Origin of the sequence: Streptomyces sp. CoH27, assembly GCF_020181035.1 — a bacterium.
Taxonomy (GTDB): Bacteria; Actinomycetota; Actinomycetes; order Streptomycetales; family Streptomycetaceae; genus Streptomyces; species Streptomyces camelliae.
Map to the genome: position 1 here is coordinate 77,604 of NZ_JAIQYY010000021.1, position 17,862 is coordinate 95,465.

At 71.3% G+C, this 17,862-nt stretch carries 16 protein-coding genes; 5 read left to right on the forward strand and 11 right to left on the reverse strand.

What is annotated here, in order from left to right; translation table 11 throughout:
• Positions 1-127: 127 nt before the first annotated feature.
• From LE548_RS31855 to LE548_RS31900, 10 genes are read right to left on the reverse strand one after another with little or no spacing between them, the layout of a single operon-like run.
• On the reverse strand, positions 128-1,645 hold the full coding sequence (locus LE548_RS31855; protein WP_225100477.1) for an NADH-quinone oxidoreductase subunit N: 1,518 nt from the start codon (positions 1,643-1,645) through the stop codon (positions 128-130).
• Positions 1,642-3,216, reverse strand: a complete 1,575-nt coding sequence (locus tag LE548_RS31860) for an NADH-quinone oxidoreductase subunit M (RefSeq protein WP_225100478.1) — start codon at positions 3,214-3,216, stop codon at positions 1,642-1,644. Before LE548_RS31860 ends, LE548_RS31855 begins: the two co-directional genes overlap by 4 nt.
• A gap of 6 nt (positions 3,217-3,222) precedes the next feature.
• Positions 3,223-5,217 carry an NADH-quinone oxidoreductase subunit L gene (locus tag LE548_RS31865; protein WP_225100479.1) on the reverse strand — a complete coding sequence of 665 codons (1,995 nt, stop codon included), beginning with the start codon at positions 5,215-5,217 and terminating at the stop codon, positions 3,223-3,225.
• A complete protein-coding gene (gene nuoK / locus LE548_RS31870) occupies positions 5,214-5,603 on the reverse strand; it encodes an NADH-quinone oxidoreductase subunit NuoK (protein ID WP_225100480.1) in 390 nt (129 codons plus the stop codon). Before nuoK ends, LE548_RS31865 begins: the two co-directional genes overlap by 4 nt.
• The gene (locus LE548_RS31875; protein ID WP_225100580.1) at positions 5,603-6,241 is read right to left on the reverse strand and encodes an NADH-quinone oxidoreductase subunit J; all 639 of its coding nucleotides are present in this window, start codon (positions 6,239-6,241) and stop codon (positions 5,603-5,605) included. Before LE548_RS31875 ends, nuoK begins: the two co-directional genes overlap by 1 nt.
• Before the next feature lie 14 nt (positions 6,242-6,255).
• On the reverse strand, positions 6,256-6,807 hold the full coding sequence (locus tag LE548_RS31880; protein WP_225100481.1) for an NADH-quinone oxidoreductase subunit I: 552 nt from the start codon (positions 6,805-6,807) through the stop codon (positions 6,256-6,258).
• 2 nt (positions 6,808-6,809) lie between these two features.
• A complete protein-coding gene (locus LE548_RS31885) occupies positions 6,810-7,778 on the reverse strand; it encodes a complex I subunit 1 family protein (RefSeq protein ID WP_225100482.1) in 969 nt (322 codons plus the stop codon).
• Positions 7,775-9,298, reverse strand: a complete 1,524-nt coding sequence (locus LE548_RS31890) for an NADH-quinone oxidoreductase subunit C (protein ID WP_225100483.1) — start codon at positions 9,296-9,298, stop codon at positions 7,775-7,777. The genes LE548_RS31885 and LE548_RS31890 overlap by 4 nt, the downstream gene beginning before the upstream one ends.
• Complete coding sequence (locus LE548_RS31895; protein WP_225100484.1) at positions 9,295-9,891, reverse strand: NADH-quinone oxidoreductase subunit B; 597 nt, start codon at positions 9,889-9,891, stop codon at positions 9,295-9,297. The genes LE548_RS31890 and LE548_RS31895 overlap by 4 nt, the downstream gene beginning before the upstream one ends.
• Entirely contained in the window at positions 9,882-10,301 is a 420-nt protein-coding gene (locus LE548_RS31900) for an NADH-quinone oxidoreductase subunit A (RefSeq protein ID WP_225100485.1), read from the reverse strand. The genes LE548_RS31895 and LE548_RS31900 overlap by 10 nt, the downstream gene beginning before the upstream one ends.
• Before the next feature lie 267 nt (positions 10,302-10,568).
• Between LE548_RS31900 and LE548_RS31905 the strand changes: the two genes are divergently transcribed.
• The 5 genes from LE548_RS31905 to LE548_RS31925 all read left to right on the forward strand — a co-directional run bounded on the left by LE548_RS31905 (position 10,569) and on the right by LE548_RS31925 (position 17,369).
• Positions 10,569-11,750 (forward strand): sensor histidine kinase, encoded by a 1,182-nt coding sequence (locus LE548_RS31905; protein ID WP_225100486.1) that lies wholly within the window; start codon positions 10,569-10,571, stop codon positions 11,748-11,750.
• A 228-nt stretch (positions 11,751-11,978) separates the two neighbouring features.
• Positions 11,979-13,340 carry a sensor histidine kinase gene (locus LE548_RS31910; RefSeq protein ID WP_225100487.1) on the forward strand — a complete coding sequence of 454 codons (1,362 nt, stop codon included), beginning with the start codon at positions 11,979-11,981 and terminating at the stop codon, positions 13,338-13,340.
• 178 nt (positions 13,341-13,518) lie between these two features.
• Positions 13,519-14,208 (forward strand): response regulator transcription factor, encoded by a 690-nt coding sequence (locus LE548_RS31915; protein ID WP_263636806.1) that lies wholly within the window; start codon positions 13,519-13,521, stop codon positions 14,206-14,208.
• 178 nt (positions 14,209-14,386) lie between these two features.
• Positions 14,387-16,315 (forward strand): 2-oxoacid:acceptor oxidoreductase subunit alpha, encoded by a 1,929-nt coding sequence (locus LE548_RS31920; RefSeq protein ID WP_225100488.1) that lies wholly within the window; start codon positions 14,387-14,389, stop codon positions 16,313-16,315.
• Positions 16,308-17,369, forward strand: coding sequence for a 2-oxoacid:ferredoxin oxidoreductase subunit beta (locus tag LE548_RS31925; protein ID WP_225100489.1), 1,062 nt, complete (start codon positions 16,308-16,310; stop codon positions 17,367-17,369). Before LE548_RS31920 ends, LE548_RS31925 begins: the two co-directional genes overlap by 8 nt.
• Positions 17,370-17,385: 16 nt before the next feature.
• On the opposite strand, the gene LE548_RS31930 is transcribed toward LE548_RS31925, so the two are convergent.
• Positions 17,386-17,796 (reverse strand): helix-turn-helix domain-containing protein, encoded by a 411-nt coding sequence (locus LE548_RS31930; protein ID WP_225100490.1) that lies wholly within the window; start codon positions 17,794-17,796, stop codon positions 17,386-17,388.
• Positions 17,797-17,862 lie beyond the last annotated feature (66 nt).

Genomic DNA, 17,862 nt, shown 5'->3' on the forward strand with positions numbered 1-17,862 from the left:
TGACAACGCCAGGCGGCGGTCACGAGTTCCCTGTGCCTGCGCGGGCGCCGCTCGGCTGTACGGGTGACGAGCGGCTTCGCCCGCCCGCGCGCGTGGGGCACGGATGCGCCACGCGCGGGGCAGTGGGTCAGAACAGGCCGGTGGCGGCGAAACGGAGGACCAACTGGGGTGCTCCGGACAGGGCGACGCCGAGGATCCCGGTGAGGGTGAGGGCGGCCGTGAGCGGGGCCGGGACGCGGTGCCGGGCGGGCTCGCCCTCGGGGGCGCGGAACAGCAGCCCCGTCCACTGGAGGTAATAGAAGAGGGCGATCACGACGTTGACGGCCATGACGACGGCGAGCCAGCCGAGGCCCGCGTCGACGGCTGCGGAGAACACGGTGACCTTGGCGAACAGCCCGATGATGCCCGGCGGCAGCCCCGCCAGGCACAGCAGGAAGAACGCAAGGAGGAGCGCGGTGAGCGGGTTGGCGGCGTACAGGCCCCGGTAGTCGCTGATCCGGTTCAGGGCGCGGCTGCGGCCCACCAGGGCGGCCACCGCGAACGCGCCGAGATTCACGGCCGCGTACATCAGCGCGTAGGCGACCGTGGAGCCGATCGCCTTCTGCGGGTTCCTGGCGTAGCCTGCGGCGGCGATCGGCACCAGGAGGTAGCCGGCCTGGCCGACGGAGGACCAGGCGAGCAGTCGTACGGCGCTGTACGCGCGCGTGGCCTGCTGGCGCAGGGCGCCGACATTGCCGACGGTCATGGTGAGGGCGGCCAGGGCGGCGAGCGCGGGCCCCCAGACGTCGGCGTACGACGGGAACGCGACGACGGTGACAAGGATCAGGCCTGAGAAGCCGACGGCCTTGCCGACGACCGACAGGTAGGCGGCGACGGGCAGCGGTGCACCCACGTAGGTGTCGGGCACCCAGAAGTGGAAGGGCACGGCGGCCGTCTTGAAGGCGAAGCCGACGAGGGTGAGGACGACACCGGTCTGGGCGAGGGTGTGCAGCTGGCCGTCGACGTGGGTCAGGCGCTGGGCGACCTGGGTGAGGTAGAGGGTGCCGGTGGAGGCGTAGACGAAGCTGACGCCCATCAGGCTGACCGCGGTGGCCGTGACCGAGGACAGGAAGAACTTCAGTGCCGCCTCGGAGGAACGCTTTTCGCCGTGCCGGATGCCGACGAGGGCGAAGGCCGGCAGGGAGGCGACCTCCAGGGCGACGATCAGGGTGGCCAGGTCTCGGGAGGCGGGCAGCAGGGCGGCGCCGGCCGCGGAGGACAGCAGCAGGAACCAGAACTCCCCCGCCGGGACGCGCCGCTCGTCGTCCTTGAGGTTCGTGACGGACAGCAGGGCCGTGAGCAGAGCGCCACCGAGGACGAGGAACTGGATGACGAGCGTGAAGTGGTCGGCGGTGTAACTGCATGCGCGCGTGGTGCGGTTCACGCAGAAGGTGCTGCGGTCGCCGTCCAGGAGCGGCAGCAGCATCACCGCGGCCGCGCCCAGTCCGGCGACCGAGATCCAGCCGAGGACGGGCTTGCGGGTCTCGGGCAGGAACAGGTCGGCGACCAGCACCACCAGCGCGACGGCGGCGGCGATGGTCGGCGGGGCGACGGCGAGCCAGTCGACGGACTGGACCAGCGACTCGGCGAGGGGCTGAGCGCTCATCGGGTGCCTCCTGCGAGGAGCTGGTGCACGGCCGGGTCGGTGAGGCCGAGCAGCGCCCTCGGCCACAGTCCGGCGCCGACGGTGAGGACGACGAGCGGGGTCCAGGTGGCGAACTCGTAGCCGTGGACGTCCGCGAGCTTCGGGACCTCCTGCTCCACGCCGCCCATGCAGACCCGGCGGACCACGATCAGCATGTACGCGGCGGTCAGCAGGGTGCCGAACGCGCCGATCGCCATGAAGGTGAGGAACCCGGGCCGGCTGAGGTCGGCGGCGGGCTTGAACGCGCCGAACAGGGCCAGCATCTCCCCCCAGAACCCGGCGAGTCCGGGCAGGCCGAGGGAGGCGACGGCGCCGAAGGCGAGCAGGCCGCCGAGGCGCGGGGCCTTGCCGTAGAGCGCGGCTCCGGTCTCCTCGGCAAGGGAGTCGAGGTCGGTCGTGCCCGTACGGTCCTTCAGGGCGCCGACCAGGAAGAACAGCAGGCCGGTGATGAGGCCGTGGGCGATGTTGGCGAACAGGGCGCCGTTGACGCCGGTCGGGGTCATGGTGGCGATGCCCAGCAGGACGAAGCCCATGTGGCCGACGGAGGAGTAGGCGATCAGGCGCTTGAGGTCGCCCTTGGCGCCCTGCTTGGCCAGAGCCAGGCAGGCCAGGGACCCGTAGATGATCCCGACGACGGCGAACGCGGCGAGGTACGGCGCGAAGGTGTGGAAGCCGTGCGGCGCGATCGGCAGCAGGATACGGACGAATCCGTACGTACCCATCTTCAGCAGGACACCGGCCAGCAGGACCGAGCCGACGGTCGGGGCGGCGGTGTGGGCGTCGGGCAGCCAGCTGTGCAGCGGCCACATCGGCGCCTTGACCGCGAGCCCGATCCCGATCGCCAGAACGGCGATGACCTGCACGGATGCGGTCAGTGACCGACCGTTGTCAGTGGCGAGTGCCACCATGTCGAATGTGCCCGCCTTGATTCCGATCAGGAGCAGGCCGAGCAGCATGACGACGGAACCGAGCAGCGTGAACAGGATGAACTTCCACGCGGCCCGGGCCCGGCCCTCGCCGCCCCAGCGGGCGATGAGGAAGTACATCGGGATGAGCACCATCTCGAACGCGAGGAAGAACAGCAGCAGGTCGAGAACGGCGAAGGTCGCGAGGGTGCCGGACTCCAGCAGGAGCAGCAACGCGACGAACGCCCTGGGGGAGCCGCCCGCGGGCGGCTTGAAGTAGGAGTACAGCGCGCAGAGGAAGGTCAGCAGCGCGGTCAGGACCAGAAGGGGGAGGGAAATGCCGTCGATGCCGAGGTGGATCCGCACGTCGAGTGCGGGGATCCAGCTGATGTCGGTCGTGGCCTGCATCGTCGACGGGTGGTCGTGGTCGAAGCCGAGTGCCAGGACGATCGCGGCGACGAGGATCGCGCCGGTCACGGTGACGCCGTGGCGGAGCACGGCCTGCTCAGGTGACTTCCCCTTCAGCCCGGGCGGGGCCGGCAGGAGAGCGGCGGCGGCGCCGAGGAGCGGGCCTACGACGACGAATGCCAGAAGGAACTGCATCACGGACTCGTTGATATCGATCACGCCTGCTCACGCTCCCGTGGCGACGAGGACGACGGCGACCGCCAGGACGACGGTGCCGGCGAGCAGCGCGCTCACATAGGTCTGCACATTGCCGGTCTGCGCCCGCCGTACGCCGGCCCCGAGCAGCCGGGGCAGGGCGGCCGCGCCGCGTACGTAGGTGTCGACGACCTCGCGGTCGAGGAACCGGACGAGACTCGCTCCGGCCTGGACCGGGCGGACGAACAGCGCCGAGTACACGGCGTCCAGGTGGAAGCCGGCGGCCGCGTGCCGGTACAGCGGGCCGAGCAGCAGCCGCCCGGGGTCCGCCGGGTCGGGCGCGGCGGCCACGTCGCCGTACGCCGGCTCGTGGCCGGCGATGGTCTCGGCCTCGACCAGTCCGGCGTAGGTCTCGGGGTGAGCGGCGACGGCGCCCATCGGGACCCGGGCGGCGAGTGCGCTGGTGCGCTGCCAGGCGCCGTAGGTGAGCAGTCCGCCGACCAGGGCGAGGCCCGTGCCGAGGACGGAGGTGAGGAGCGTCGGGGTCAGGTCGCGGCCGTCGAACCAGCCGGGCAACGCGCGGTAGGCGAGCCCGCCGAAGGCCAGGGAGGGCACGGCCAGCACCCACAGCACCGCGTTCATCGTCAGGGGCTGGCGGCCGTGATCGGGGGCCTCGGCACCCCGGCCGCGGAAGGCCAGCAGCCACAGGCGGATCGCGTAGGCGGCGGTGAGCAGGGCGGTGAGCAGACCGGCGACAAGGACGGTCCAGCCGGCCGCTGCGGGGGCGTGGTCGGTGTTCCCGGTGGCGACGTGCTCAGCGGCGCCGAGGACGGACTCCTTGGAGAAGAAGCCGCTGAACGGCGGGATCGCGGCGAGCGCGAGCAGCGCCACGGTCATCGTCCAGTAGGCGTCCGGGACGCGGTCGCGCAGGCCGCGCATGCGGGACATGGCGGCCAGCGAGTTGGTGCCGGCGGCATGGATGATCACGCCGGCCGCGAGGAACAGCAGCGCCTTGAAGGCGCCGTGGGACAGGAGGTGGAAGACGGCGGCACCGCGGTCGCCGACGGCGAGGGCGCCGGTCATGTAGCCGAGCTGGCCGATGGTCGAGTAGGCGAGGACGCGCTTGATGTCGTCCTGGGCGAGTGCGGCGAGTGCGGAGCCGGCCATCGTCACGGCGGCCATGACGGCGAGGACGACCATCGTGGCCCGGGAGGCCTCGAAGACGGGGAGGAGACGGGCGATGAAGTAGACACCGGCGGCGACCATCGTCGCGGCGTGGATCAGCGCCGAGACGGGCGTGGGGCCCGCCATCGCGTCCGGGAGCCAGGTGTGCAGCGGGAACTGCGCCGACTTGCCGGCCACGCCCGCGAGGAGCAGCAGGGCGATCACGGTCGGGTGGTGGAGGCCGCCGCTCGTGACCGCGCCGAGGATCCGGGTGATGCGGAACGACCCGGCGTCGGTGCCGAGGGCGAACAAGCCGATGAGGAACGGCACGTCACCGAGCTTGGTGACCAGGAAGGCCTTCAGGGAGGCGGCGCGGGCCTCGGGGGTCTCCCAGTAGTGGCCGACCAGGAAGTAGGAGCAGATGCCCATGACCTCCCAGCCGACCAGCAGCACGATCAGGTCGCCCGAGTAGACGACCAGGAGCATCGCGGAGGTGAACAGGGAGACGAGAGCCGCGTAGGAGGGGTAGCGCGGGTCGTCGCGCAGGTAGCCGGTCGAGTAGATCTGCACGCAGGACGCGACGAACGCGACCAGGATCGCCACCAGCGCGGCGAAGCCGTCGATGTGCAGGGCCAGCTCGATCGGGACCGAGCCGGTGGGGGTCAGCTCCGTGTGGGCGTCGATCGCCCGGCCGCCGCCCTGGTCGGCGGCGACCAGCGCGGCCAGCACGAGGGAGGCCAGTGGCGGCAGCACGGCGAGCGGTCGCACGAACCCGGGAGCGGTACGGCCGAGCAGCAGGCCCGCGGCGGCCCCCAGGAACGGCAGGAGGGGGACGAGGACGGCGAGGTGGGTCGTGGTCACGCGGTGGCCTCAGCCTTCTCGGCCGCGGAGGTGCCGGGGCCCTCGGTTCCGGGGCCGCCGGTGCCGGGGCCCTCGGCGGTGTCGCGGAGCTTGTCGATGTCGGAGGTGCCGCGGTTGCGGTAGACGGCGAGCACGATCGCCAGGCCGATGCCGATCTCGGCGGCGGCGATGGCGATGGTGAACAGGGTCAGCGCCTGGCCGGAGTGCAGGGTCTCCTTCGCGGCCCGGCTGAGCCAGACGTCGAAGGCGACCAGGTTGAGGTTGACGGCGTTCAGCATCAGCTCGACCGACATCAGGACCAGGATCGCGTTGCGGCGGGCGAGGACGCCGTACAGGCCGGTGCAGAACAGGAGGGCGGAGAGTACGGCGGGATAGGCGAGGTGCATCAGCGGGCGCCTTCCTTCTCGTCCGGGTGAATTCCGGAATCCGTGACGGAAGGGGAACTCTCGGTGACCGCTCGGGGGTTCACAGGGGGAGGGCCCGACTCCGCCCTCGCCTTGCGGGACAGGACGATCGCGCCGACCAGGGCCGCGAGGAGGAGGACGGAGAGGGCCTCGAAGGGCAGGACCCAGGTGCGGAAGAGGCTCTCGCCGGTGACGCGGGTGGTGCCGGCGGCGGGGCCGGTCAGGTCGATCCACGTCGTCCGGAAGGCGTCGACGACCACCCACACCAGAGCCACGGCAGCGGCGGCCGCGACGGCGAGGGCGACCCAGCGGTTGCCGGAGTCGGCGTCCGGGGATCGGCCGATCGGCGCCTTGGTGAGCATCAGACCGAACAGGAGGAGGACGACGACGGAACCGACGTAGATGAGGACCTGCACCCAGGCGATGAACTCGGCGGTGAGCAGCAGGTATTCGACGGCGAGGCCGCCGAGCGCCACCACCAGCCACAGGGCGGCGTGCACCAGCTGGCGGGTGGTGACCGTGATCAGGGCCGCGCCGAAGGTGACCAGGCCGACGAGCAGGAAGGCGATCTCGACGCCGGTCGGGGACAGAAAGCCGTGCCGGGCTGCCGCCAGGCTCATGGCCGCGGCGAGGCTCACGACTGGCCCTCCCCCGGTTCGGCCTGCGCGGCCGCCAGCTTCTCGGCGGTCTTGCGGGCGGCGGCGATCTCCTTCGGTTCCTCCGCGGCGGGGTCCAGGGCCGGCGGGGCCGGGACGGTCCACATCCACTCGCGGAGCTTGTCCCGCTCGTGGGTGAGGTCGCGGATGTCCGTCTCGGCGTACTCGAACTCCGGGGACCAGAACAGGGCGTCGAAAGGACAGACCTCGATGCAGATACCGCAGTACATGCACAGGGAGAAGTCGATCGCGAACCGATCGAGGACGTTGCGGCTGCGCTCACGTCCGCCGGGGGCGGCGGGCGGGACGGTCTCCTTGTGGGAGTCGATGTAGATGCACCAGTCGGGGCACTCGCGGGCGCAGAGCATGCAGACCGTGCAGTTCTCCTCGAACAGGCCGATCACGCCACGGGTGCGGGGCGGCAGCTCGGGCTGGGCGTCCGGGTACTGCTCGGTGACGTGCTTCCTCGTCATCGTGCGCAGGGTGACGGCCAGGCCCTTGGCCAGGCCACTGCCAGGAATGGGAGCCACGGTTAGGAGATCACCACCTTGACGATGCCGGTGAGGGCGATCTGGGCGAGAGAGAGCGGGACGAGGAGGGTCCAGGAGAGCTTCTGGAGCTGGTCCTCGCGCAGGCGGGGGTAGGTGACGCGGAGCCAGATGACGACGAAGGCGAGGATCGCGGTCTTCAGCAGGGTCCACAGCCAGCCAAGCCCGTCGGCGCCCCAGGGGCCGTGCCAGCCGCCCAGGAAGAGGACGGTGGTCAGACCGCACAGAACGACGATGCCGGCGTACTCGGCGAGGAGGAAGAGTGCGAAACGCAGGCCCGTGTACTCGGTGTACGCGCCGAAGATGATCTCCGAGTCGGCGACGGGCATGTCGAAGGGAGGGCGTTGCAGCTCGGCGAGGCCGGCGACGAAGAAGACGAGCGCGCCGACGATCTGCCAGGGCACCCACCACCAGTGGAAGGCGTGCAGGATGCCGGGCAGGGAGACCGTGCCCGCGGCCATCGCGACCGAGGCGGCTGCGAGCAGCATGGGCAGTTCGTAGGCGAGCAGCTGGGCGGCCGTGCGCAGGCCGCCGAGCAGGGAGAACTTGTTCGCGCTGGCCCAGCCCGCCATCAGCGAGCCGAGCACGCCGACGCCCATCACCGCGAGCACGAAGAAGACGCCCGCGTCGAGGACCTGGCCGACGGCACCCTTGCTCGGGCCGATCGGGATGGCGAGCAGGACGAGGAGGTACGGCAGCAGGGCGACGGCGGGGGCGAGCTGGAAGACACGGCGGTCGGCGCCCGCCGGGACCACGTCCTCCTTCTGCGCGAACTTCACGCCGTCCGCGATGAGCTGGGCCCAGCCGTGGAAGCCGCCCGCGTACATCGGGCCGAGGCGGCCCTGCATGTGGGCCATCACCTTGTGCTCGGTCTGGCCGACGATCAGGGGGAAGGTGAGGAAGACGACGAACACGACGAGGAGTCGCAGGACGACATCCAGCGCGTCGTTCACTGCGGGCCTCCTGTGGTGTCGTCGCGGGTGCCGTCCATGGCGCCGTCGGGGGCGCCGTGGGGGGTTCCGGAAGTGGGCGGTTCGTTGTCCGGGGTGGACGTTTCGGTGTCCGGGATGGGCGGTTCGTCTTCGGCGGGCTGTGCGGATGACCTGCCCTGCGGTGCGGACCGCTCGGGTTCGGGCCGCTCGGGTTCGGACCGCTCGCGCTGCGGCGCGGGCTCAGACACCGGCTCCGGCTCAGGCGCCGACTCCGGCTCAGGCACCGGCTCCGGCTCGGGCACCGACTCCGGCTCCGGCTCTGCCGCAGGCTTCGGCGTCGGCTCGTCGAAGGCTGGGCGGGCGTGGTGCCAGGGGGCGTCCGAGCTGCGCGGGGCCGTGCTGCGGCGTGTGGGGCGGGCTGGACTCTCCGGTTCCGTCGGTTCGGCAGGTGCCAGGGGCTGCTCCGGCTCCGGCGTCTGCGTCGGCTCCTCGGCCTCGGCTCGTTGTGAGGCCGAGCCCTCCGAGGCGCTGCGCGAGCGGCGCGGGCGGCCCGGTGCCGAAGCGGGCCCGGCTGCCGCAGCCTCGGCAGCCCCGGCAGCCCCGGCAGCCCCGGCAGCAGCCACACCCTCCGTTGCCTGGCCCGCGGCTTGGCCGGACTCGCCCTCAGCCGCAGGTCGTGCCGCCGCCGTCTGGCTCACCGAACCCTGGCTCGCGCTTCGCATCCGGCGCGGCCGGGCACCCGCGGCGGGGCCGGCACCAGCGGCGGGACCAGCACCCGGAGCCCCCGCGGCGGTCTCCCCGGGCACACCGGGCGCACCAGCCGTCGGCGTCGTCTGGCTCGCTGAGCCCTCCGCTGCCGTACGGGCGCGCCGTACCGGACGCTCCCCGGCGGCACCCGCACCGGCACCCGCACGCGCGCGTGCGGGGCGTTCGGCGGCCGTGCCTCGGACCGGGCGGGCCGGGGCCGGGGGGAGCTGGCCCTTCAGGGGGCCCCACTCGTTGGGGTCGGGGACGCCCGGGGGGAGCATCTGGCGGCGCTTGGGGCCGCCGTGTTCCGACTCCCCGGGTTCCTTCGCGCCGGGCCAGGCCTTGGCCACGCGGGCGGCGAGGACGAAGTCCTTGCGGAGGGGGTGGCCCTCGAAGTTCTCGGGCAGCAACAGGTGCTCCAGCCCCGGGTGGCCCTCGAACGCGACGCCGAACATCTCATGGGTCTCGCGCTCGTGCCAGGCGGCGCCCGCGTACACGCCGACGGCGGTGGGCAGGTGCGGCGCCTCATGCGGGACCGTCGTACGGACGAGGAGACGGCGGACCGGGTGCAGGGCGACGACGTGGGCCGAGACACGGAAACCCGTGCCCGGTTCGTCGACCGCGCTCAGCCAGTCGAAGTAGGTGCAGCCCAGGGTCGTACGGGCCGTCTCCAGGGCAGTGAGCCAGGCGGACGGCGGTACGTCCACGGTGAGGAGGTCGTACGACTCCTCGGCCGTGACGTCCGTACCGAAGAGGTCCTCGACCGGGGCGGGCAGCCAGCCGACGGTGCTCATCGGGCGTCCCCCTCCGCGGTGGGCACCGGGGGCTTCACCAGGTCGCTCGTGAGGGCGGCCACCGACGGGCGGGAGTCGCCGTACCGCTCGCCGAGCGACTCGCGGGCGATCTTCTCCTGGAGCTTGAGGATGCCCTGGAGCAGCGCCTCGGGGCGGGGCGGGCAGCCGGGGACGTAGACGTCCACGGGGATGATCTGGTCGACGCCCTTGGTGACGGAGTAGGAATCCCAGTACGGGCCGCCGCAGTTGGAGCAGGCGCCGAAGGAGATGACGTACTTCGGCTCGGGCATCTGCTCGTACAGGCGCTTCACGGCCGGGGCCATCTTGTCCGTCACCGTGCCCGAGACGACCATCAGGTCGGCCTGGCGGGGGCCCGGCGCGAAGGGGATCACGCCGAGGCGGATGAAGTCGTGGCGGGCCATCGACGCGGCGATGAACTCGATCGCGCAGCAGGCGAGGCCGAAGTTGAAGACCCAGAGCGAGTAGCGGCGGCCCCAGTTCAGGATCACCTTCATCGGCTCGGGGGCCAGCCGGGCCAGCGCGCCCAGCCGCTTCGGCTCCGGGAGCGACACAGGAGCGGGGGTCACGTCCATGCCAGGACGCCCTTCTTGTATGCGTACAGCAGGCCCACGGCGAGGAAGCCGAGGAAGACGAACATCTCCACGAGCGTCGTCACGCCGTAGCCGGGGGCGGCGAAGACCGTCGCCCAGGGGAACAGGAAGATCGAGTCGACCGCGAAGATCACGTACAGGAAGGCGTAGACGTAGTAGCGGACCTGGGTGTGGGCCCAGCCCTCGCCGACGGGGTCGACGCCGCACTCGTAGGTCAGGAGTTTCTCGGGGGTGGGGACGACGGGGCGCAGCAGGCGGCCCGCACCGAAGGCGACCGCGACGAACAGCACGCCGATGAGGGCGAGCAGGCCCACGACCGAGTAGGACCGGAAGTAGCCGGCCGCGATGACGTTCGCCGCGGCGACCGTCGAGTCCCCCAACGTCTCCCGCACCGTCCGCGCCTCGCTCCCTGACCTGAGTGACCTGTGTGACTATGTGATCCCGCGTGTTCGAGGATCCGTACGCATCGGAGTCTAGGCCCTGATAAAGCGCTGGTAAGCAGCCCATCACGGGGTGAGACGGGTGGCGGCCGACCTGGGGGTGGGCCGGGAGCGGGCCTGGGGTGGGCCGGGGGTGGGCCGGGGTGGGGTTTTCCCCCGCGGGCGGAGGGCGGCGTACCGCATGGCGCCGGAGGTGCCGCGCACGGCAGGCTGACCGGTATGACCGCTCCCAGCTCTGCCGTCGGCCGGGCCGATGACACCGACCGACCGCCTCCGCCCCGCCCGGCCTTCGACGTGCACACATGGAAGGAGATCCTGCATCTCCTGCTGAACCTGCCGGTCACGGTGTTCGGCTTCGTCTACGCGATCACCGCGCTGTCCGTCGGCGGATCGCTCACGGTCACCGTGATCGGCCTGCCGCTGCTCGCACTCGGCCTGCTGGGCTCCCGGCAGCTGGGCAAGCTGGAGCGGGCCCGCGCCCGGTGGCTGCTCGGGGTGCGGGTGGAGGAGCCGACCCCGCTGCCGTTCGCCAGAGGCGGGGGCCTGACGCAGCGGCTGTGGATGGCACTGAAGGACCCGGTGGGCTGGCGCACGCTGCTGTACGACCTGATCCGGCTGCCCTGGGGCATCCTCACCTTCTGCACCACACTGACCTCGCTGTTCGTGCTGTGGCCGGTGCTGCCGTATCTGGCCCGGGGGCTGGCGAACGTGGACCGGGCGATGGTCCGCGGGCTGCTGTCGCCCTCGGACGAGCTGGAACGGCGTATCGCCGAGCTGGAGTCGGACCGGGGGGTCGTGGTCGACACGGCCGCCGCCGACCTGCGCCGGATCGAGCGGGATCTGCACGACGGGGCGCAGGCCCGGCTGGTGAACCTGGCCATGGGGCTCGGCCTGGCCAAGGAGAAGCTGCTGGAGGACCCCGACTCGGCGGCGGCGATGGTGGAGGAGGCACATGGCGAGGTGAAGCTGGCCCTGCAGGAGCTGCGCGACCTCGCCCGGGGCATCCATCCGGCCGTGCTCACCGACCGTGGCCTGGACGCGGCCCTGTCCTCGGTGGCCACGCGCTGCACGGTGCCGGTGAAGGTCACCGTGGACCTGGCGAACCGGCCGGCGGCGGCAATCGAGGGCATCGCCTACTTCACGGTCTCCGAGCTGCTGCAGAACATCAGCAAGCACAGCCGGGCCCGGTCCGCCTCGGTCGACGTGTGGCGCGCGGAGGACCGGCTGCTCATCCAGGTCCGCGACGACGGCCAGGGCGGTGCCCGGCTGGAGGGCGGCAGCGGGATGCGGGGGCTGGCGGAGCGGCTGGGCGCGGTGGACGGCCTGTTCGTCCTGGACTCCCCGGCCGGCGGCCCGACGGTGGTCACGGCGGAGCTGCCGTGGCGGGACCGCGCCGCGTAGCCCCCGTAGGTGCTGCGAGGTGGGGAAAACCCCCGGGTCGGGACGCCGACGGACTCCATGGCCCGGGCACCCCGGTCACACGACCCTGGAGATACGGCAATCACGGCACGAGCCGCCGTCGGGACGACGACGGCCACGGCGACGGCCGCGGCGACAGCGACGGCCACGGCCACGACGGCGACGGCGACGGCGACGGCAGCAGCGACAACGAGAACGGAACGGGATTCGATGGCCACGGGGTACGGAAGCGGGTACGGGCAGGGGTACGGAAGCGGCTACGAGCGGGAGCAGGGGCGGCCCGCCGGAAGCGGCCGCCGACTGCCCGCCGGGCTGCGGGCGCCGTTCGAGGCGCGCACCTGGCGCGAGTTCGGGTACGTCCTGCTGAGCCTGCCGGTCTCGATCGTGCTGTTCACCTGGACGGTGACGACGGTGTCGCTCGGGGCGGGCCTGCTCGTGACCTTCCTCGGCGTCCCGGTGCTCGCGGCGGCGCTGGCCGGCTGCCGGGGCTTCGGCGCGCTGGAGCGTGCGCGGGCGCGCGGGCTGCTCGGCCTGGACGTGGCCGCGCCGGAGCCGCTCCGGACGCGCAAGCCGGGCGCGCTGGCCTGGATGGGCGCGGTCCTCAAGAGCGGTGCCTCCTGGCGGAACATGCTGTACGCGCTGGTGCAGTTCCCCTGGGCGGTGTTCTCGTTCACGGTGACGGTGACCCTATGGGCCATGGGCTGGTCGCTGCTGACCTACCCGCTGTGGTTCTGGGTCTTCCCCGCCTACGCCGGCCAGGGCGGCCTTCAGCTGTACGGCGACGAGCATCACAGCGTGTACCTGGACAACCCCTTCGAGATCACCGTGACCGCGCTGGTCGGGCTGGTGTTCACGCTGGCCACACCATGGATCGTCCGGGCCCTGACGACGGTGGACGGGCTGCTGGTACGGGGGCTGCTGGGGCCGTCGCCGCTGTCGGCGCGGGTGGTGGAGCTGGAGTCGGACCGGGGGGTCGTGGTCGACACGGCCGCCGCCGACCTGCGGCGCATCGAGCGGGATCTGCACGACGGGGCGCAGGCCCGGCTGGTGAACCTGGCCATGGACCTGGGGCTGGCGAAGGAGAAACTCCGGGAGGATCCGCGGGCGGCGGCGCAGATGGTCGAGGAGGCGCACGGCGAGGTGAAGACGGCGCTTCAGGAGCTGCGCGACCTCGCCCGGGGCATCCATCCGGCCGTGCTCACCGACCGTGGCCTGGACGCGGCCCTGTCCGCGGTCGCCTCCCGCTGCACGGTGCCGGTGCAGGTCGAGGTCGATCTGCCGGGCCGTCCGGCGCCGGCCATCGAAGGCATCGCCTACTTCACGGTCTCCGAGCTGCTGCAGAACATCAGCAAGCACAGCCGGGCCCGGTCCGCCTCGGTCGACGTGTGGTGCGCGGAGGACCGGCTGCTGATCCAGGTGGCCGACGACGGCGTGGGCGGCGCGGACGTCTCCGGCGGCTCGGGCCTGGCCGGTCTCGCCGGACGTCTGGACGCGGTGGACGGCGTCCTCGTGGTGGACTCCCCCGAGGGCGGCCCGACCCGGGTGATCGCGGAACTGCCCTGGCGGGCCTGACGTAACCCCCCTGAGACCCGAAACCCCTCTTGAGGCCCGACGCCACGCCCCCTGCACCCCCTCTCCCACCGGTGAACTTCCCAGGTGGGGCGGCGAACCGGGACGATTGCTGGAATGCTTGTTCTCCGTATGCGACCGTCGTACAGATCATGTGGGCGAACGCCGTCGGAGAGCGGGCATGGGGGGCCAGGAGATCGTGAAAGACAGGGTGCGGGTGGTCATCGCCGAGGATTCAGTGCTGCTCAGAGAGGGCCTGACCCGGCTGCTGACCGACCGCGGGCACGATGTCGTGGCCGGTGTCGGGGACGCGGAGGCGCTGGTGAAGACCATCGCCGACCTCGACGCTCAGGGGGCGCTGCCCGACGTGGTCGTGGCGGACGTACGGATGCCCCCGACCCACACCGACGAGGGCGTGCGCGCGGCCGTACGCCTGCGCAAGGCGTATCCGGGGCTCGGGGTGCTGGTGCTGTCGCAGTACGTGGAGGAGCGCTACGCCACCGAACTGCTGGCCGGTTCCAGCCGGGGTGTGGGCTATCTGCTCAAGGACCGGGTCGCGGAGGTGCGCGAGTTCGTGGACGCCGTGGTGCGGGTCGCCGAGGGCGGTACGGCGCTGGACCCGGAGGTGGTCGCGCAGCTGCTCGGCCGCAGCCGCAAGCAGGACGTGCTGACGGGGCTGACCCCGCGCGAGCGCGAGGTGCTCGGGCTGATGGCCGAGGGGCGTACGAATTCGGCCATCGCCCGGCAGCTGGTGGTCAGCGACGGCGCCGTGGAGAAGCACGTCAGCAACATTTTCCTGAAGCTCGGCCTGGCGCCGAGCGATGGTGACCACCGGCGGGTTCTGGCCGTTCTCACGTATCTGAATTCATGACCCGTGTAGAAGACCCGCGTAGAAGTCGATGGAGCAGACCAGCGCGACACGCCGTCTCGAAATGTCGTCCGATCTGTGGATGACCTCGGGAAGGCAACCCTGACCGACGTAGGGTTGATCTGGGATGGTTCGTGGGACGACCAACCCCGGACAGCCGCCTCGAAGGAGGTCCAGTTCAGTGACCAGCCAGGTCAGCAGCCAGGCGGAGCAGACCGACGGATCTGTCGTCGGAGAGCAGCGCCACCCGGGCGACGCGAAGGACGTACGGCGCCTGGACCGGGTGATCATCCGGTTCGCGGGGGACTCGGGTGACGGCATGCAGCTCACCGGTGACCGATTCACCTCGGAGACCGCTTCCTTCGGCAACGACCTCTCCACCCTGCCGAACTTCCCCGCCGAGATCCGTGCCCCCGCCGGCACCCTGCCCGGTGTCTCGTCCTTCCAGCTCCACTTCGCGGACCACGACATCCTCACCCCGGGTGACGCGCCGAACGTGCTCGTCGCGATGAACCCGGCCGCCCTGAAGGCGAACATCGGCGACCTGCCGCGCGGCGCCGAGATCATCGTCAACACGGACGAGTTCACCAAGCGCGCCCTGCAGAAGGTCGGCTACGACGCCTCCCCGCTGGAGGACGGCTCGCTGGACGGCTACAACCTGCATCCGGTGCCGCTGACCACGCTCACGGTGGAGGCGCTGAAGGAATTCGACCTCTCCCGCAAGGAGGCCGAACGCAGCAAGAACATGTTCGCGCTGGGCCTTCTGAGCTGGATGTACCACCGGCCGACCGAGGGCACCGAGAAGTTCCTGAAGTCGAAGTTCGCGAAGAAGCCGGAGATCATGGCCGCGAACATCGCCGCGTTCCGGGCGGGCTGGAACTTCGGCGAGACGACGGAGGACTTCGCGGTCTCCTACGAGGTCGCCCCGGCCGCCAAGGCCTTCCCCGTCGGCACCTACCGGAACATCTCCGGCAACCTCGCCCTCGCCTACGGCCTGATCGCGGCCTCGCGGCAGGCGGATCTGCCGCTGTTCCTGGGCTCGTACCCGATCACGCCGGCCTCGGACATCCTGCACGAGCTGAGCAAGCACAAGAACTTCGGCGTGCGCACGTTCCAGGCCGAGGACGAGATCGCGGGCATCGGCGCGGCGCTCGGCGCGGCCTTCGGCGGCTCGCTGGCGGTGACGACGACGTCCGGCCCCGGTGTGGCGCTCAAGAGCGAGACGATCGGCCTGGCCGTCTCTCTGGAGCTGCCGCTGCTGGTGGTCGACATCCAGCGCGGCGGCCCGTCCACGGGTCTGCCGACCAAGACCGAGCAGGCCGATCTGCTGCAGGCGATGTTCGGCCGCAACGGCGAGGCGCCGGTCCCGATCGTGGCGCCGAAGACCCCGGCCGACTGCTTCGACGCGGCACTGGAGGCGGCCCGGATCGCGCTGACGTACCGCACACCGGTGATGCTGCTCTCCGACGGCTACCTGGCCAACGGCTCGGAGCCCTGGCGGATCCCGGACCTGGAGGAGCTGCCGGACCTGACCGTCCAGTTCGCCTCCGGCCCGAACCACACCCTGGAGGACGGCACCGAGGTCTTCTGGCCGTACAAGCGGGACCCGCAGACCCTCGCCCGGCCGTGGGCGCTCCCGGGCACGCCGGGTCTGGAGCACCGCATCGGCGGCATCGAGAAGCAGGACGGCACCGGCAACATCTCCTACGACCCGGCCAACCACGACTTCATGGTCCGCACCCGGCAGGCCAAGGTCGACGGCATCGTGGTCCCTGACATCGAGGCCGACGACCCGGACGGCGCGCGCACGCTGGTGCTGGGCTGGGGCTCGACGTACGGACCGATCACGGCGGCGGTACGGCGGCTGCGCCGGGCCGGCGAGTCGATCGCACAGGCCCACCTGCGCCACATCAACCCCTTCCCGCGCAACCTGGGTGCCGTGCTGAAGCGGTACGACAAGGTCGTGATCCCCGAGATGAACCTCGGACAGCTCGCCACCCTGATCCGGGCGAAGTACCTGGTCGACGCCCACTCCTACAACCAGGTCAACGGCATGCCGTTCAAGGCGGAACAGCTCGCCACGGCGCTGAAGGAGGCCATCCATGACTGACGCCGGCAACGGGCTGCTCCAGCTGGTCCCCAAGGCCGAGGCCAAGCAGTCGATGAAGGACTTCAAGTCGGACCAGGAGGTGCGCTGGTGCCCGGGCTGCGGTGACTACGCGATCCTGGCCGCCGTGCAGGGGTTCATGCCGGAGCTGGGGCTGGCGAAGGAGAACATCGTCTTCGTCTCCGGCATCGGCTGCTCCTCCCGCTTCCCGTACTACATGAACACCTACGGGATGCACTCCATCCACGGCCGCGCCCCGGCGATCGCGACCGGCCTGGCCACCAGCAGGCGGGATCTGTCGGTGTGGGTGGTCACCGGTGACGGCGACGCGCTGTCCATCGGCGGCAACCATCTGATCCACGCCCTGCGGCGCAACGTCAACCTGAAGATCCTGCTGTTCAACAACCGGATCTACGGCCTGACGAAGGGCCAGTACTCGCCCACCTCCGAGGTCGGCAAGATCACCAAGTCGACCCCGATGGGCTCGCTGGACGCCCCCTTCAACCCGGTGTCCCTCGCGATCGGCGCGGAGGCGTCCTTCGTGGCGCGCACGATCGACTCCGACCGCAAGCATCTGACCGAGGTGCTGCGCCAGGCGGCCGACCATCCGGGCACGGCCCTGATCGAGATCTACCAGAACTGCAACATCTTCAACGACGGTGCCTTCGACGCCCTGAAGGACCGGCAGCGGTCCGAGGAGGCGCTGATCCGGCTGGAGCACAGGCAGCCGATCCGCTTCGGTGCCGACGGGGCGCGCGGTGTCGTGCGCAACCGGGCCACCGGTGATCTGGAGGTGGTCACGGTGACGGCGGACAACGAGGCGGACATCCTGGTCCACGACGCGCGCGCCGCGTCCCCGACCACCGCCTTCGCGCTCTCCCGGCTCGCCGACCCCGACACTCTGCACCACACCCCCATCGGGGTCTTCCGCAGCGTCGAACGGCCGGTCTACGACACGGCGATGGCCGACCAGCTGGACACCGCGATCGAGCAGAAGGGCAAGGGCGACCTGGCCGCGCTGCTGGCGGGCGGCGACACCTGGACGGTCGTCGGCTGACCCTCTCTTCGCTCCGCTACGAGGCCCGGGACTGGATGTCCCGGGCCTCGCCGTATGCCTGGCGCCTCTCGTCGTAGGCCTGGCGGGCGCCGAGCACATCGGCCATGCGCTGCTCGGTCCACTGCGCCAGCGCCCGCACCTGCTCCGCCGCCTCGCGCCCGAGCTCGGTCAGGGAGTAGTCGACGCGTGGCGGGATGACCGGCTTGGCGTCCCGGTGGACCAGGCCGTCGCGCTCCAGGGTCTGAAGGGTCTGGGTGAGCATCTTCTCGCTGACCCGCCCGATCGCCCGGCGCAGTTCGCTGAAGCGGTACGGGCGGTCGAGAAGCTGGATCAGCACCAGCACGCCCCAGCGACTCGTGACGTGCTCCAGGACCAGGCGCTGGGGGCACATGGCCTCGCCGTCGCCCCTCCACTGACTTACCGGCATACCCGTACCTTACCTCAAAGTGGGTACTTTCCGGAAGTTAGCGCACCTCCTATGGTTAGCGGCAGA